Origin of the sequence: Sulfitobacter sp., assembly GCF_036961165.1 — a bacterium.
Classification (GTDB): Bacteria; Pseudomonadota; Alphaproteobacteria; order Rhodobacterales; family Rhodobacteraceae; genus Sulfitobacter.
On sequence record NZ_JBALVJ010000013.1, the window covers coordinates 45,054 to 62,185 of the forward strand.

Annotated in this window: 16 protein-coding genes; 13 read left to right on the forward strand and 3 right to left on the reverse strand. The window is 56.7% G+C overall.

All coding sequences use genetic code 11. The features are described from left to right. Positions 1–171 precede the first annotated feature (171 nt). Positions 172–1,542 (forward strand): class II 3-deoxy-7-phosphoheptulonate synthase, encoded by a 1,371-nt coding sequence (locus V7730_RS08430; RefSeq protein ID WP_335747158.1) that lies wholly within the window; start codon positions 172–174, stop codon positions 1,540–1,542. A gap of 38 nt (positions 1,543–1,580) precedes the next feature. Here V7730_RS08430 and V7730_RS08435 read toward each other — a convergent pair whose 3' ends face one another. Beyond that, positions 1,581–2,267, reverse strand: coding sequence for a PAS domain-containing protein (locus V7730_RS08435; RefSeq protein WP_335747159.1), 687 nt, complete (start codon positions 2,265–2,267; stop codon positions 1,581–1,583). A gap of 274 nt (positions 2,268–2,541) precedes the next feature. On the opposite strand from V7730_RS08435, the gene V7730_RS08440 reads away from it, so the two are divergent. The 10 genes from V7730_RS08440 to phoB all read left to right on the forward strand — a co-directional run bounded on the left by V7730_RS08440 (position 2,542) and on the right by phoB (position 11,960). Further along, the gene (locus V7730_RS08440; RefSeq protein ID WP_335747160.1) at positions 2,542–3,432 is read left to right on the forward strand and encodes a YicC/YloC family endoribonuclease; all 891 of its coding nucleotides are present in this window, start codon (positions 2,542–2,544) and stop codon (positions 3,430–3,432) included. A gap of 3 nt (positions 3,433–3,435) precedes the next feature. Beyond that, positions 3,436–4,077, forward strand: coding sequence for a guanylate kinase (gene gmk / locus V7730_RS08445; RefSeq protein WP_335747161.1), 642 nt, complete (start codon positions 3,436–3,438; stop codon positions 4,075–4,077). Further along, complete coding sequence (locus V7730_RS08450) at positions 4,074–4,595, forward strand: gamma carbonic anhydrase family protein (RefSeq protein WP_335747162.1); 522 nt, start codon at positions 4,074–4,076, stop codon at positions 4,593–4,595. The genes gmk and V7730_RS08450 overlap by 4 nt, the downstream gene beginning before the upstream one ends. A gap of 49 nt (positions 4,596–4,644) precedes the next feature. Further along, entirely contained in the window at positions 4,645–5,637 is a 993-nt protein-coding gene (locus V7730_RS08455) for an ATP-binding protein (protein ID WP_335747189.1), read from the forward strand. Between the two features lie 144 nt (positions 5,638–5,781). Next, positions 5,782–6,822 (forward strand): substrate-binding domain-containing protein, encoded by a 1,041-nt coding sequence (locus V7730_RS08460; protein ID WP_335747163.1) that lies wholly within the window; start codon positions 5,782–5,784, stop codon positions 6,820–6,822. 85 nt (positions 6,823–6,907) lie between these two features. Then, on the forward strand, positions 6,908–8,419 hold the full coding sequence (pstC, locus tag V7730_RS08465) for a phosphate ABC transporter permease subunit PstC (protein ID WP_335747164.1): 1,512 nt from the start codon (positions 6,908–6,910) through the stop codon (positions 8,417–8,419). Next, positions 8,416–9,741, forward strand: a complete 1,326-nt coding sequence (gene pstA, locus V7730_RS08470; RefSeq protein WP_335747165.1) for a phosphate ABC transporter permease PstA — start codon at positions 8,416–8,418, stop codon at positions 9,739–9,741. Before pstC ends, pstA begins: the two co-directional genes overlap by 4 nt. Positions 9,742–9,752: 11 nt before the next feature. Next, positions 9,753–10,550 (forward strand): phosphate ABC transporter ATP-binding protein PstB, encoded by a 798-nt coding sequence (gene pstB, locus V7730_RS08475; RefSeq protein ID WP_335747166.1) that lies wholly within the window; start codon positions 9,753–9,755, stop codon positions 10,548–10,550. Between the two features lie 4 nt (positions 10,551–10,554). After that, entirely contained in the window at positions 10,555–11,265 is a 711-nt protein-coding gene (gene phoU / locus V7730_RS08480; protein WP_335747167.1) for a phosphate signaling complex protein PhoU, read from the forward strand. A 5-nt stretch (positions 11,266–11,270) separates the two neighbouring features. Further along, a complete protein-coding gene (gene phoB, locus V7730_RS08485) occupies positions 11,271–11,960 on the forward strand; it encodes a phosphate regulon transcriptional regulator PhoB (protein ID WP_335747168.1) in 690 nt (229 codons plus the stop codon). A 15-nt stretch (positions 11,961–11,975) separates the two neighbouring features. Here phoB and V7730_RS08490 read toward each other — a convergent pair whose 3' ends face one another. Beyond that, positions 11,976–13,007 carry an ACP S-malonyltransferase gene (locus V7730_RS08490; protein ID WP_335747169.1) on the reverse strand — a complete coding sequence of 344 codons (1,032 nt, stop codon included), beginning with the start codon at positions 13,005–13,007 and terminating at the stop codon, positions 11,976–11,978. Then, positions 13,004–15,187 carry a dehydrogenase E1 component subunit alpha/beta gene (locus V7730_RS08495; RefSeq protein WP_335747170.1) on the reverse strand — a complete coding sequence of 728 codons (2,184 nt, stop codon included), beginning with the start codon at positions 15,185–15,187 and terminating at the stop codon, positions 13,004–13,006. Before V7730_RS08495 ends, V7730_RS08490 begins: the two co-directional genes overlap by 4 nt. Before the next feature lie 592 nt (positions 15,188–15,779). On the opposite strand from V7730_RS08495, the gene aroQ reads away from it, so the two are divergent. Both aroQ and V7730_RS08505 read left to right on the forward strand, forming a co-directional pair. Next, entirely contained in the window at positions 15,780–16,220 is a 441-nt protein-coding gene (gene aroQ / locus V7730_RS08500; protein WP_335747190.1) for a type II 3-dehydroquinate dehydratase, read from the forward strand. After that, positions 16,217–16,972, forward strand: coding sequence for a LuxR family transcriptional regulator (locus V7730_RS08505; protein WP_335747171.1), 756 nt, complete (start codon positions 16,217–16,219; stop codon positions 16,970–16,972). Before aroQ ends, V7730_RS08505 begins: the two co-directional genes overlap by 4 nt. Positions 16,973–17,132 lie beyond the last annotated feature (160 nt).

Here is a 17,132-nt window from a genome sequence, read left to right on the forward strand (position 1 = left end):
GATTAGGAAGGTTACGGTAATTTCAGTGCGCCACTAGGGCATGAGGATAAAACTAAGGTCAAGCGCACAAATGGGTTATGGTCACGGTGGGTCGGTTTTTGTATAGGTACCATCTGAACCAGCGTTTGCGCCAACATAGAGCGCGTAATCGCCAACGACCGGAGACACGACATGACCAACTGGAGCAAATCAAGCTGGCGTACTCTGCCACGGATTCAAATGCCAGACTACCCCGACCAGCAAGCTCTGGAAGCGGTAGAGGCGCAGCTCTCGCGATATCCGGTTCTGGTTTTTGCCGGTGAGGCACGACGACTGCGCAAGCATTTGGCTGCTGTAGGCCGTGGCGAGGCGTTTTTGTTGCAGGGCGGCGATTGCGCCGAAAGCTTCGAGCAGTTCTCATCCGACATGATCCGCGACACCTTCAAGGTGATGCTGCAGATGGCAGTGGTGCTGACATATGGCGCAAAAGTGCCGGTGATAAAAGTGGGCCGTATTGCGGGGCAATTCGCCAAGCCGCGCTCGGCCAACATGGAAACAATCGATGGGGTGGAGCTGCCCAGCTACCGTGGTGACATCATCAACGATCTGGCCTTCACACCTGAAGCACGTATGCCAAACCCAGAGAACATGATGCGCGCCTACACACAGGCGGCCGCAACGCTGAACCTGCTGCGCGCATTCTCCACCGGCGGTTATGCGGATGTGCACAAGGTACACGGCTGGACGCTTAGCTTTACCGATGGTGAGAAGGCGGAAAAGTATCGCGATGTGGCGACACGTATTTCCGACACGCTTGATTTCATGGCGGCGGCTGGTGTTACATCCGACACCGCACACACGTTGCAATCGGTTGAATTCTACACCAGCCATGAATCGCTGCTGTTGGAATATGAAGAGGCGCTGTGCCGTCAGGAAGCCGAAACAGGCAAATGGTTGGCCGGCTCCGGCCACATGCTTTGGATCGGGGACCGTACGCGGCAACCTGATGGCGCGCATGTTGAGTTCGCCTCAGGTGTGCAAAACCCCATCGGCCTCAAGTGTGGCCCGACGATGGAAGCCGACGACCTAAAGAAGCTGATGAAAAAGCTGAACCCGCAGAACGAAGAGGGCCGTCTGACTTTGATTGCGCGCTTTGGTGCGGGTGCGGTGGGCGATCACCTACCAAGGTTGATCAAAGCGGTGCGCGAAGAGGGGGCCAACGTTGTCTGGACCTGTGACCCGATGCACGGCAACACGATCAAGTCCTCCACTGGCTACAAAACACGTCCGTTTGAAAGCGTTCTGCGCGAAGTGCGCGAATTCTTCGGCGTGCATGGCGCCGAAGGCACCGTACCCGGCGGCGTCCATTTCGAGATGACGGGACAGGACGTAACCGAATGTACCGGCGGCGTACGTGCCGTGTCTGATGAGGATCTGTCAGACCGCTATCATACCGCCTGTGACCCGCGCCTCAACGCCAGCCAGTCTTTGGAACTGGCGTTTCTGGTGGCAGAAGAGCTGTCTGCGCGCCGCGATAAAGCTGCGGCAAAAGAAGTCGGTTAAATCTAAATGGGGCAGGGCGTTCGCGCCCTGTCCGCCCCTTATTCGTCCGACACGATCAGACGCAAATATGGTGGCCCCTTTTTCAGGTTGTTCCCGTCTTCGCGCCTAAAGGCTTTTTGTCCCTCGGCGAACCCTTTAGCGGCCACCTCACGCTGCACCACTCGTGGCGTGGTCTGAGCATTGCCCAAAGGGCGCAGGCTGATATCACGCAGGTCAAACCGACGCGGAACAGCGCCCAGATCCCCAAGACTAACGATACAGCCCAGAATACGGCTCACATCCCCCAGATCGCTCTTGAGTGGCAGTAGGATCATTCGTGCATCAAGCGCCGGTTGGCCCTGACTGGCAGCGGAATGCATCGCCACCTCGGCAGTGCCGGGGGTCTGGAATACTTCCTCTAACAGTCCCGCCACGCGGGTTCGGGCATTTTGCTCAAAGAAAGAGGTCAGGGGCATACCACGGGCTTCCATGCCCATGATGTCATGCAGATGGCTGCCGGCAATGCGCATGCGCGCCACACCTGGCGCTACCCGCTCAAGGATAAAGGCATAGGGCAGCGCGCTTTCGATGCCTCGCGGATCAATCTCTGCCCGCTTGGGCATTTCACGACCCGCCCGCAGCGCATCCCAATAGGCCTCGACAATCGCGATAGGCGCATATCCACTGTGTGGCTGATAGTCAGACATAGTGACAACATTTTGCGTGGTTTTGGTTGAGTTGTCCATTGAAGCTCTCATTTAGATCTGGGTGTATTCAGGTAACGGCGGATTTCCGCGCTTGAGCGCGATAAGCTGACTAAAAAGACCAACTAACACGTTCTGTGTCTCAATCTGCGACTAAGGCAAACTAGCACCATTTGCCTCATATTGGTCATATTTCAGTCATATAGGTTAACGGCACTTTTCTCTGCACAAGCTGTATATCGGCAGGATGGGGCTTGCAGATAAGGGGAAAAAAAACCTATTCCGGACCTAGGTATTATTTAGAAGGTGCGCGCAGATGATCAGGTCAATGACAGGTTTTGCCGCAAAAAGCGGCTCACTAGCACCACATAGCTGGGGCTGGGAGCTGCGTGCGGTCAACGGCAAGGGGCTTGATCTGCGCATTCGCATGCCTGATTGGATTCCGGGGCTTGAGGCCGGCCTGCGCACTGCATTGGCCGCGGGTGTGGCGCGGGGCAACGTGACATTGGGCCTGCGCGTTAACCGCGAAGAAGGCAGTGGCAGTCTGGCTGTGAACGAAGCCCAGCTTACCACCGTTCTGGATGCACTCGGACGGATCGAGGCCGCCGCGATGGATGCCGGCATCTCGCTTGCGCCATCAAAAGCCACCGATATCGTCACAATGCGCGGCGTGCTTGAGCCGGCCGCAACCCAAGATGACAACGAAGCATTGGCAAAATCCCTGTTGACCGAATTTGACAGCGTGCTGGCCGATTTCAACGCGATGCGCACTTCCGAAGGGGCCGCATTGGAGCGCATTTTGCGCGACCAGCTTGCCCAGATCAGCACGCTGACGGCAGAGGCCGCCGAACTGGCACTGGCCCGAAGCGCGCAGACCGAAGAGATCATGCGCCGCAATCTGGCGCGGGTCATGGACAACGTTGACGGGATAGAGCCTGATCGCATTGCAGCTGAGCTGGCGCTGATCGCGGTCAAGGCCGACATTACCGAAGAAATTGACAGGCTGGCCGCGCACGTGACAGCAGCCGAGACGCTATTGGCAGGTGATGGTCCCGTGGGCCGCAAGCTTGATTTCCTGATGCAGGAATTCAACCGTGAGGCCAATACACTGTGTGCCAAGTCGCAAAACAGCGACCTGACACGTGTGGGGCTGGCCCTAAAAGCGGTCATCGACCAGTTGCGTGAACAAGTACAGAATGTGGAGTAAGCTATGACCGACCGACGCGGCCTTCTGATCATCCTGTCCTCGCCCTCGGGCGCGGGGAAATCCACCCTAGCCAAGCGGTTGATGGTTTGGGACGACACTCTGAGCTTTTCCGTGTCTGCCACCACGCGCCTGCCGCGCGAAGGTGAAGTGGATGGTAAGGATTATCTTTTCGTGAACGAAGAGACCTTTCGAAAATGGGTGTCGGATGGCGAAATGCTTGAGCACGCCCACGTCTTCGGAAACTTCTATGGTTCCCCCAAGGGGCCAGTCGAAAAGGGGATCAACGCCGGCAATGACGTGCTGTTTGACATCGACTGGCAAGGCGCGCAGCAAATCCGCAACTCTCCGCTGGGTCTTTACACCCTGTCGATCTTCATTCTGCCGCCCTCCATCAGTGAGTTGCACCGCAGGCTGGTAAACCGCGGTCAGGACGACGCAGAAACCATCGCCAAGCGCATGCAAAAAAGCTGGGACGAGATTAGCCACTGGGACGGCTATGACTATGTGCTGGTGAATGACGATCTGGACACAACCGAAGAAAAGTTAAAAACCATCATCACCGCAGAGCGGCTCAAACGGACGCAACAGCCTGAGTTGAGCGCCATCGCGCGCCGCCTGCAATCTGAATTCGAGGATTTGACATGACCATTTACGCCCTTGCCGACAAGACCCCGGAAATTGCCACTGACGCATGGGTTGCCCCTGATGCAAATGTCATCGGGAATGTCGTGCTGGAGGAGAAATCCTCGGTGTGGTTCGGCTGCACGCTGCGTGGCGACAATGAGCTGATCACAGTGGGGGTCGGATCAAACGTGCAGGAAAATTGCGTGTTCCATACGGATCTTGGCTTTCCTCTGACGATTGGCAAGAACTGCACCATCGGTCACAAGGTCATGCTGCACGGCTGCACGATAAACGACAATTCGCTGATCGGGATGGGTGCGACCATCCTGAACGGCGCCAAGATCGGCAAAAACTGCTTAATCGGGGCAGGGGCGCTTATCACCGAGAACAAAGTCATCCCTGACGGCAGCCTCGTGATGGGCGCACCGGGTAAGGTTGTAAGATCACTCGACGAAAAAGCCATTCAGGCATTGACCGCAAGTGCGGTGCACTACCAACAAAACGCCGCGCGTTTCGCCTCCGACCTAAAAGAAGTCTGATCCGGTGACAACGCCACTGCCCGTGAGCGTGGTTATCGCAGCACTACCAATGCCGGCATTGGCCATCGCCCAGTCAGAGCAGATTATCACGCTTAATGATGCTGCGCAGCACCTACTGGGGATGCCGGCGCAGGGGCGGCATTTCATCACCGTGCTGCGTCAACCGTCGGTGGTTGAAGCGGTCGAGAAGTGCCTTGCTGACGGATCACAAGCCACAGCCGAATTTCTGACACGCGAGAACGGGACGGACACGACCTATACCGTGTCCGTCAGTCCGGTGGGCAAGACCGGCATCGCACTTTTATCGTTTCAGGACATTACCGCTGTGACGGCTGCAGGCCAGATGCGCCGCGACTTTATCGCCAACGTGAGCCATGAGCTACGCACACCGCTCACGGCGCTCATGGGGTTTATCGAGACCCTGCGCGGGGCGGCGCGTGACGATGCCAAAGCGCGCACGCGGTTTCTTGAAATCATGGGCAATGAGACAGAGCGGATGAACCGGCTTGTCGATGATCTGCTTTCGCTCAGCCGGGTGGAAGCAGAAGAACGCGTGCGACCCGACGCAGAGATTGATGTGGCCAGCGTCGTCGCAACGACCCTGCGTAATCTCACGCTGTTAGCCACACAAGCAGACGTGGTTTTGGTGCCGGATCTTCCGTCTGAGCCTGTGATGATGCGGGCAGACCGCGACCAACTGGTGCAGGTTTGTACCAACCTCATCGAGAACGCGATCAAATACGGGGGCAAAGGCAAGCGGGTCTACGTCTCGTTGCGGATAGAAGCGCATATCGATGCGCTGCGGGCGCGGGGGCTGGTCCTGAGTGTGCGTGACGAAGGCCTAGGCATCTCTCCACAGCATTTGCCACGTCTGACAGAACGATTCTACCGCGCCGATGAACACCGCAGCCGAGAACTGGGCGGCACGGGACTGGGGCTGGCCATTGTGAAGCACATTCTCAACCGCCACCGCGCGCGCATAAAAATCACTTCCACCCTTGGGCAGGGATCTGAATTCAAGGTGTTTTTGCCGCTTGAGTAGAGAGCGTTACAAGAATTATGACAGCAAAAAGCCGGTTGTCATAAAACTGTAACGAACCTGTCACAAAAGGTTAGCAACGCAGGCTTAGGTCGGGGTCATTATCACCATTGGGGTGATTGCAACCGACTGTTGACAGGAGACACTATGTCTTTCGCAAAACTCACAACTTCCGCGCTGGCCATTGCCGCCGTATCTGCAACTGCTGCCGCTGCACGCGATCAGGTTCAGGTGGCGGGTTCCTCCACTGTGCTGCCTTATGCATCCATCGTAGCCGAAGCATTTGGCGAAAACTTTGACTTCCCCACACCAGTCGTTGAATCCGGTGGCTCATCTGCGGGTCTCAAGCGTTTCTGCGAAGGTGTTGGCGAAAACACTATCGACATCGCAAATGCGTCCCGCCAGATCCGCAAAAATGAGATCAAAGCCTGCGCTGAAAACGGCGTGACGGACATCATCGAAGTCCGCATCGGCTATGACGGGATTGTTTTCGCATCCGACATCGACGGCAACTCTTTCGAATTCACACCTGTTGACTGGTACAAAGCCCTGTCCGCCAAAGTTGTGGTAGATGGCAAGGTCGTCGACAACCCGTACACAATGTGGAACGAAGTAAACCCTGCGTTCCCAGCCCAACCGATCCAAGCGTTCGTACCGGGTACAAAGCACGGCACACGCGAAGTTTTCGAAGACAAAGTGATCCTCGAAGGTTGTGAAGAAACAGGCGACTTCGAAGTTTTCAAAGCATCTAAGGAAGACGACAAGAAAGCCGCCGAGAAAGCCTGCATCGCGCTGCGCACGGATGGCAAATCCGTAGACATCGACGGTGACTACACAGAAACGCTGGCCCGCATCGAGAGCAACAAAGACGGCATCGGCGTATTTGGTCTGGCCTTCTACGAGAACAACACAGACAAGCTACAAGTCGCCACTATGTCCGGAATTGCACCGTCGACTGAAAGCATCTCGACCGGCGAATACCCTGTGTCCCGCCCACTGTTCTTCTACGTCAAGAAAGCCCACATCGGCGTGATCCCCGGCCTTAAGGAATTCGCCGAATTCTTCGTCGCCGATGAGATTGCCGGCCCAGATGGCCCACTGGCCGAATACGGTCTGGTATCTGATCCTGAATTGACCAACACTCAGGACGCGGTGATGAACGAAGCCGTCATTGGCAGCGGTTCCTGATCGGCACGTTCGGATGAAATATTGACCGAGGGGCTGCTTTCATAAAGCGGCCCCTCACCTTTGGCGCCCCTACGGCGGAGACTTTATGCCCTTTTCGTTTCTCCAAAATCCGATGACATTGACGCTGATCGTAATCGCGGTCGCTATTGCGGGATATGTACTGGCGCGCGGTAGGGCCATGGCGCGGGCAGGGGGCGACGCACGGCGTCTACACTCGCTGCCGAACTACTATGGTATGACAGCGGCGATGTCTGCGGCCGTTCCGGCGCTTGGCGTACTGGTGATCTGGTTGCTGGCTCAACCAATGCTGATACAGAATTCGGTCCTGCCGATACTCCCCGCCGACGTTACGCAAAGCAGCGGCACCGTTTCGCTGGCGCTCAGCGATGTGAACCGTGTAGCGGAAGGGCTGGATACAGCTGTCGCCCAAGGGGTTCTTGATGCGCAAGCCATCGAGGCGCTGCGCGATGATCCCTCCAGCCTGCGCAGCACTCTTGCGGGTGTGGGCGTTGCACTGGGCTCCGAAGTGGAACCCTATGTTCTGGCAGCCGCCGAGCGGACACGTTCGCTTGAGGCGCGATGGGGTCTGATCCGCGCAGCTGTGGTGATTGCGCTGGCGCTAGTCGGCCTGGCACTGGCCGTACGCGCCGCCGATCCGAAATTCCGCGCCCGCAATGTGGTTGAGCGGGGGATTCTTGCGCTGCTGATCATCGCCGCCTCGCTTGCTATCCTGACCACTGTGGGTATCGTTCTATCGATGCTCTTTGAAACAATGAACTTCTTTTCACAGCATCCCTGGCAGGACTTCTTTTTAGGAGACAGCTGGGCGCCAAACTTCCGTGGTAACAGTGAGTTATCGATCCTGCCGCTGCTTTGGGGCACGCTCTATATCTCGATCATTGCGCTGCTGGTGGCGGTGCCGATCGGGCTGTTTGCCGCGATCTATCTGAGCGAATATGCGGGACCAAAGCTGCGTGCTACCGCCAAGCCGTTGCTCGAAATCCTCGCCGGAATTCCTACCATCGTTTACGGTCTGTTTGCACTGCTGACAGTTGGGCCGTTTCTGGTGGATGTCTTCGGCGCAGGCGGCGTGCTGAGCATGGAAGGCCTGCGGAACGGCGATCCGTTAATGGCAGGCGCCACGGCCGTGATAACCGCAGGGTTGGTCATGGGCATCATGCTGATCCCCTTCGTTTCATCGCTGAGCGACGACATCATCAATGCCGTCCCACAAAGCTTGCGTGACGGATCTTACGCGCTGGGCGCTACACCATCCGAGACGATCCGCAACGTGGTGCTGCCGGCAGCACTGCCCGGCATAGTAGGCGCGATCCTGTTGGCTGCTTCCCGCGCAATTGGCGAAACGATGATTGTGGTGCTGGGGGCAGGGGCGATTGCGCGCTTCTCCGGCAACCCTTTCGAGGCAATGACCACCATCACCACCCGCATCGTAAGCCAGTTGACCGGCGACACAGATTTTGCCAGCCCGGAGACGCTGGTGGCCTTTGCGCTGGGGCTCACTCTGTTTGTTCTGACACTGGGGTTGAACGTCATCGCCCTCTACATCGTGCGTAAATACCGGGAGCAATACGAATGACCGATGCCACCCACTCATCACTTTTGAAACAAGACGCGCGCACGGTAAAGCGCAACCGCGCCGAGGCCCGTTTTAAGGCCTACGGGCTGCTGGCCATCGGGATTGGTGTGCTGATGCTTATGGTGCTGCTCACCACGATCTTCAGCCGCGGCACAGGCGCATTCCAGCAGACCTACCTGACGCTTGATGTAACGCTGGATGCCGCCAAGATCGACAAAAAGGGCAACCGCAATATTGAGGACATCAAAAAGGTATCAACCTTCGGGTATAAACCGCTGTTGGTGGACGCGTTCGAGACGCTGGTCGCAACCACCCAGATCACCTCTGACCTTAAGCCCAAGGCCATGTCTGACATACTCTCCAAAGGTGCCGAGGCGCAGATGCGCGATGCAGTACTGGCGGACCCCACACTCATCGGGCAGACGGTCACGTTCGATTTTCTTGCTTCCGGTCGGGTCGACGGCTACCTAAAAGACCGCGTGACCCGCGCGAGCATCACCAATGACAAGAACATCAACGCGGAACAGCTTGATCTTGTTGACCAACTGCGCGCAGCAGGGGTGCTGGAAAAGAAGTTCAATCTGGCCTTTATCACCGGTGCTGACAGCTCAGATGCAAGGCCAGAGGCAGCGGGTTTTGGTGTATCTATGGTCGGTTCGTTGGCGATGATGCTGGTCGTTTTGGCGCTGGCGTTGCCGATCGGGGTCGCGGCGTCGATCTATCTGGAAGAATTCGCGCCTAAAAACTGGATCACCGATATTATCGAGGTCAATATCTCGAACCTTGCGGCTGTGCCGTCGATCGTCTTTGGTATTCTCGGCCTCGCCGTGTTTATCAACTATATGCATCTGCCAAACTCGGCCCCGCTGGTGGGTGGTTTGGTCCTCACGCTGATGACCCTGCCAACCATCATCATTTCGACCCGCGCCTCGCTTAAATCCGTGCCGCCATCGATCCGCGATGCGGCGCTGGGTGTGGGCGCATCTAAGATGCAATCGGTCTTTCATCACGTGCTGCCGTTGGCCGCCCCCGGCATTCTGACCGGCACGATCATCGGTCTGGCGCAGGCTCTGGGAGAAACAGCACCGCTGCTGCTGATCGGGATGGTGGGCTTTATCGCCTCCAACGGCCCCGAAAGCATTGGGGAAGGGCTACTTAGCCCGAATTCGGCCATGCCGGCACAAATCTACGAATGGGCAAAACGCGCGGACCCTGCTTTTTATGAGCGCGCGTGGGGTGGAATCATCATCCTGCTGGTGTTCCTGATTACAATGAACTTCGTCGCGGTCATGCTACGCCGCCGGTTCGAGCGGCGCTGGTAAGGGGCTGGATCATGCGAGACAACACACAAACTCTGGAGGCACATGTGGCCAATAAATCCAAAATTTCCGCCACAGGCGTGCAGGTCTATTACGGTGACAACCACGCGATCAAAGACGTCAACGTCGAGATCGAGGACAAGACCGTCACTGCGTTTATCGGGCCGTCGGGCTGTGGTAAATCCACCTTCCTACGCTGCATCAACCGGATGAACGACACGATTGATATCTGCCGCGTCGAAGGCAAGATCCTGATTGACGGTGAGGACATCTATGATCCTTCCGTCGATCCGGTACAGCTGCGCGCCAAGGTTGGCATGGTGTTCCAAAAGCCGAACCCGTTCCCCAAGTCGATCTATGATAACGTAGCCTACGGTCCACGTATCCACGGGCTGGCCCGCAACAAATCCGAGCTGGACGAGATCGTCGAGCGGGCTCTGCGCCGCGGTGCGATCTGGAACGAAGTCAAGGACCGCCTTCACGCCCCCGGCACAGGCCTGTCGGGTGGCCAGCAGCAGCGTCTGTGCATCGCGCGCGCTGTGGCGACCGAACCTGAGGTGCTGTTGATGGACGAGCCATGCTCGGCCCTCGATCCAATTGCCACCGCGCAGGTGGAAGAGCTGATCGATGAGCTGCGCCAGAACTACTCGGTGGTGATCGTCACCCACTCCATGCAGCAGGCCGCACGTGTGAGCCAACGTACCGCTTTCTTCCATCTTGGCCATTTGGTGGAGTTCGGCGACACGGACAAGATTTTCACCACTCCCGAAGACCCGCGCACCGAGAGCTATATCACTGGAAGGATCGGTTAATCCAATGGAAAAACAGAACCATATCGTCTCCGCCTTTGACCGCGACCTTGAAAAGATACAAGCGCAAATCATGAAAATGGGCGGGCTGGTCGAAGATGCGATCCGTCAGGCAGCCACCAGCCTAGAGACCCGCGACGAAGATCTGGCCGAAAAGGTCCGCGCGGCGGACAAGCAGATTGACGTGCTCGAAGCGCAGATCAACGAAAACGCCGCCCGCGTGATCGCCCTGCGTGCACCTGCTGCGATTGACTTGCGCATGATCCTCAGCGTTATGAAAATCTCGGCTAATCTGGAGCGGATCGGCGACTATGCCAAGAACATGGCGAAACGTACCAGCGTTCTGTCCAAGATGCCGCCGGTAAGCGACAGCACAGGCGCGATCAGGCGGATGGCGCGGCTGGCCGAAGAAATGCTCAAGGACGCCCTGGACGCCTACATCCGCCGCGATGCAACTCTTGCCGCCGAGATCATCGCGCGCGATGAGGATCTGGATCAGATGTACAACGCCCTGTTCCGCGAATTCCTGACCTACATGATGGAAGATCCGCGTAACATCACCGCCTGTATGCATCTGCATTTCATTGCCAAAAACGTTGAACGGATGGGAGACCATTGTACATCGATGGCAGAGCAAGTGATCTATCTGGTCACCGGCGCGCATCCCGATGAGGCACGGCCCAAGGCGGATGACACCTCGGTCAGCACTAGGGGATAAAGCAGATGTCTACGACCCGAATGCAGGTGTTGCTGGTAGAAGACGAGCCGGCGCAGCGCGAAGTGTTGGCCTATAATCTGGAATCCGAAGGTTATGCCGTACGCCGCGCGGAGAATGGTGAAGAAGCCATGATGCTGATCGACGAGGCAGCACCAGATATCATTATTCTGGATTGGATGATGCCGCTGCTGTCGGGTATCGAGGTTTGCCGCCGTGTGAAAACCCGCGCCGAGACCCGCGAAATCCCCGTGATCATGCTCAGCGCGCGCTCGGAAGAGGTGGACGCGGTGCGTGGCCTTGATACAGGCGCCGATGACTATGTGATCAAGCCTTACAACCTGAAAGAGCTGATGGCCCGGGTGCGCAACCAGCTACGGCGCGTGCGTCCCGCTGCGTCAGGTGAGGTGCTGAGCTACGATGACATCACGCTCAACGCTGATACGCACCGCGTGACCCGCGCCGACGATGAGATCAAGCTGGGGCCAACCGAATTCCGCTTGTTGGTGGTGTTGATGGAAAAACCGGGCAGGGTGTTTAGCCGGGACCAGCTTCTTGATCTGGTTTGGGGCCGTGACATCTATGTCGATACGCGCACCGTTGACGTGCACATCGCGCGCCTGCGCAAGGCGCTGTCAGCCAAGGGCGGTACCGATCCGATCCGCACCGTCCGAGGCACAGGCTACGCTTTAGGCTAACCTTCTGGCGCGGGGTCAGAGCGCAAGCGCCCTCTGGTCCGCACGTCCCATGCTGATCACCAGCGGATCAGACGCTTGGCGCGCTTGGAACGCGTCCTTGCTGTCAATGCCCTTCCATTTGATGCTGATCAGCGCCTGCGACACAGCACTTCCCAAAGTCGTTCCCGGCCCGGTGATGATGAACCGATCAGGGGCAAAGTTACGCGCGGCGGCGCGGATAGCCGCAGTGAAATCATAGGTCTCGCTGATCTGGTGGCCCAGCGTGTAACTGCGCAAGGCGCTCAGGTCAGCGGCCGCGGGCTGCCACACATGACCCCGACCATCGATCAGCGCGGTGTGGGGATCGGCAAACAGTTTTTGGGGCAGGGCGGTCCGTCCCATTTTAGCTACATCCTCCATCATACCTGTGTGGAACGCGGCATGGTTGGGCAGGCGCAAAGGCGCGCGGCCGTCGTCTCCTGCTGTCGCTTGTTCAAAGGCGCTCAGCCCGGCCTCATTTCCCGCCACCACAAGCATGCCACCCAGATGGATGGAAAGCGCAAGGCTGTGGTCCGGTTTGGCGTCAATCTGGGTAATCAGCGCCATCAGGCGGGTCTCTTCGTCCGGGATCGCCTGCCAGTTCGCGTCAACAAACGGATAAAGAACCTGCCCGCCTTTGCCGTGCTGGTGCATAAGCGTGCCCATGGTGTTGACGATACGCATACCGTTCGATGCATCCGCGCCGCCACCCGCAGCAAGCGCGATGTACCAGCCCAGAGAATTCCCTGTCACAGCGCAAATGTCGTGAGTTTCATACGCTGCCTGTGCATCCAGATAGCTGGCGGCGTAGATGAGCGGAGAGGCATTTTCGCCTGTCGTATGCCGTCCGGGAGAGAATGTTTCCGCACTGTCGAGCGCGGTCAGAGTTTCCTGCCCTTCGGCTGCGCGCATCGCGTCCCATTCTGCAATCAGCGGATGGTCCGGATATGTGCGGGCCAACGTGCTAAGCTCGGCTTTGTTATAAGTGCCTCGTCCGGGGCAAATGATGACGGCTGTCGGGCGGGTCATGATGCCACCAGTGCAGTTGCCGCTGCAATGATGCTTTCGGTTGAGGGCAGGGTGGCCGCATAGGCCGGCCCCGTCGCGATAAAGCTATCCTCGGCAGTGACGCGGGCCACGCGCCTGTGTCCAGCCTCGACAAAGAGCGCCATCAGCTCTTCTGACTGGCTGCCTGTACGGCGACATTCATCCACGATCAGCACGTTCTTGCAGTCTTTCGTGGCTTCAAGGATTGCTTCGGCCGGCAGCGGAGCAAGCCAGCGCATGTCAATCACACGCGTGTCTATTTCCCTATCCGTCAATGCCTTACGCGCCTGTGTTGAGAGGTAGTAGCCGTTGGCATAGCTTACGATAGCCAGATCGGTACCACCACCAGCCACAGCAATTTCACCCAACGGGATACGGCGGTCCGGTGCGGGATATGAGGTCAGCCATGCTCCATCGCCAGCTTCATCCAGATCGCGCATCGGATACAGCGCAATCGGTTCGACAAACACCACGACACGTTGCTCTTCACGGGCAAGGCGCACGGACTCGCGCAGCATCATCGCAGCATCAGCACCGTTCGACGGGCAGGCGATAATGATACCCGGAATATCGCGCAGCACAGCAAGCGAGTTGTCATTGTGGAAGTGTCCGCCAAAACCTTTTTGATATCCAAGCCCAGCAATGCGCAGCACCATCGGGTTTGTATATTGACCGTCCGAGAAAAAGCTCAGCGTAGCCGCTTCGCCGCGCAGCTGGTCTTCGGCGTTGTGCAAATAAGCAAGAAATTGTATTTCGGGAACGGGAACAAAGCCGTTGTGCGCCATACCAATTGCAAGCCCCAGAATGGACTGCTCATCCAGCAAGGTGTCAATCACGCGGTCCTGACCAAAGCGGTTTTGGAGCTTCTGCGTTACGCCATAGACGCCACCTTTGCGGCCAACATCTTCTCCAGCCACGATAATTTCGGGATACTCGAGCATCAGATCGCTCAAAGCCCAGCCAATCAGGCGGTTCATCGGCTGCGGGTCTGACATCTGCTTGATATCATTTCCTAAAACCTCTGTGCGGCGCGTGGCAGACGGTCCGTTGGAGGGCGTGCAACTGCGGGCAGGGGGTATGATACTCTCCATCACCTCTGCGGCAGTGCTAAGGGCCGTATGCTGCATCACCTCAACTGAAACACGAGTGCAGGTTGCTTCAATTTCATTATATATTTCAATCGACTGCGCAGCCGACTTCACGTTAATATCACGCAAGATACGCGCGGAATGTAGCAGCGGATCGTTCGCCTCGGATGCCTCGATTGATGCTTTGTCGCGGTACGTCATTTCGACGTCCGATCCAGCATGACCATACAGGCGCACTGTAGAGATATGCAGGAACGCAGGCTTGCGGGTCCGGCGGACATAGTCTGCAGCCGCTTGCGAGACAGTCAGCGTCTCTGCCATATCCAATCCGTTACAGGTGAAATACTTCAGGCCCGGACGGTTCGAAAAATTCGCTGCAACCCAGCCACGTGGCGTGGGAACAGAAATCCCTATGCCATTGTCTTCGCATACAAAAAGAAGCGGCATCGGCACCGACTGAAAGCTAGTCCAACAGGCCGTATTGATCGCACCTTGAGCCGTGGAATGGTTCGACGACGCATCGCCGAAGCTGCACATCACAATGCTGTCGTCCGGCAGGCACTGATGCTCTGGCGCGCTGCGACGCGCTAGGCCAACCGAATAAGCAGCACCCACAGCTTTCGGCAAATGGCTCGCGATTGTAGAGGTTTGCGGCGGGATGCTGAGCGCACGTGAGCCCAGAACCTTGTGACGACCGCCCGAGATCGGATCGGCCTTGGCGGTGCGAAAGCTCATCAGCATGTCCCAGACCGGGCTTTGCCCCGGAACCTGCATACTGCGCTGAATTTGGAACGCTGCATCGCGATAATGCAAGAAGGCCATGTCCGTGGGACGCAATGCCTCGGCCACAGCAGCCATACCTTCGTGGCCCGAAGATCCAATGGTATAGAATCCTTTGCCCTGAGATTGCATGACACGGCTGGTGCGATCCAACTGACGGCTCAGCACCTGACTGCGGTAGATCTCGACCAACCTGGCTGGTGCGATCGAGGGGTCGGGCATCGGGCCATCTGGCAGATCATTCTCGGCAAGCCGCCGTAAGAAGTTCTGATGAACGATAACAGCGCGATCCATGGACAAGCTCCAGTACAAAATTGAGGGTGGTCTCAGGTTTCATAACCCGTGCATGAAGGTCAATGCGCAATCCATGGGGAGCAGGTATTCAGGGGTAAATAAACGTGCACCCTTAATGTGCATAATCAGTATTATGTAATATACCTATTGACTAAGATAACTTAGAAATGGCCCGTATGGTGTTGACGTACCTAAATTATACTCCGCGATGTTGACCCGTCCTTCCTTTGAGCATCGTTTGCCCTTCGCTCAACTTCATTCCTGCCAATGAGTTCTTTCACCGATCTGATACGCGGCCGACCACCCGACTCATGTTGAATGAAGTCGCTAACCTTTGCTTGCGTAATTTCGGCTTCCCATAACCTCAACTTGCTCGGCGCGTTGACGGTCAGCCAGCGGCCACACTATAACAATACCATCCAAAAGATTTTCTCCTCAGCGGCCATATCGGTCATCATGAGATTTTTCGTCCGGTTGACACCACACAGTGATCGGCGAAATGGCCGTGTTTCTTGTTCAAAACCGGCTCAACACTGGACAGACGGTGTGGAGCCTGGCATGTTTTTCCAAACATTGTGCATCTGGAAAAATTATGTCTTCGGTACTTGTCTTGAACGGACCTAACCTCAACCTGCTTGGACAGCGCCAGCCAGAGGTCTACGGCAGCACCACGCTGGCGGATATCGAGGCGTCTTGTACCGCTCATGCATCTAAGTTGGGTCTTGAAATATCGTTTGTGCAATCAAATCATGAAGGTGCGTTGATTGATGCGATTCACGCAGCAAAAGGTACGCACGCTGCACTGGTCATTAATGCCGGCGCCTATACCCACACCTCGATCGCCCTGATGGACGCTGTTGCTTCGGTTGAGCTGCCGATGGTCGAAGTACACCTGAGCAATATTCACGCCCGCCAGGCTTTTCGTCATGTGTCCTACCTGTCAAAAGTAGCCATAGGACAAATTTGCGGCTTTGGTCCGCGCGGCTACCTTATGGCGCTGGATGCGCTTGCGGATCGGCTGGTCCCGTCATGAACCTGCGGGATTATTTGCTGAAAATTGCTGACAGCAAGAGCATTGAAACGCTCTGGGAACGGCATGTGGCCAAGATGGCCGAGTTCGGCTTTGACAGGTTGCTGTACGGCTTTACCCGCTACCGGACAGCCACATCCCTTGGCGATAAAAGCGATTTTATTGTCCTGACGAACCATTCGGCTGACTACACGAAGGTCTTTCTGGACGAAGGACATTATTTTCACGCCCCGATGGTGCATTGGGCGCTTGAAAACGAAGGCGCCAAAAGCTGGCGTTTGTTGGCTGACATGGACCGGACCAAAACGCTCAGCGCCCCTGAACGCAGAGTGCTGGAGTTCAACCGTGATATGGGCGTGACGGCGGGTTACTCTATAAGCTTCAAATCAATCTCTGCGCGCTCGAAAGGCGCGATTGCGTTGACTGCGCGGCCTGACATGGATCAAGCTGCTGTTGATGAGATCTGGAGTGTTTATGGCGCAGACATCACGCTGATGAACAATATTGTGCACCTTAAGATACTCACCCTGCCCTACACAGCGCCAAACCGTACGCTGACCTCACGGCAGCGCGAAGTCCTTGAATGGGTCGGTGATGGCAAGACGACGCAAGATATTGCCCAGATTATAGGCCTCACATCGGCAACGGTTGAGAAACACCTGCGTCTTGCGCGTGACGCCTTGGATGTTGAAACCACAGCCCAAGCCGTTATGAAAGCTGCGTTTTCCAACCAGATTTTTGTTTTGGATATCTAACAGGATGCGGAAGTTAACTAATAGGTAAGGAATCCCCTACTTTACGCAGGGGAAGTTTGGCCGCACATTCCCCTTGTCAGGCGGTAAAGCTTAGCTGGTATGGCAAACGGCCTGAATATCTTTGTAATTACAAAGCTCTAATAGGCCGCCGGTTCCAGTG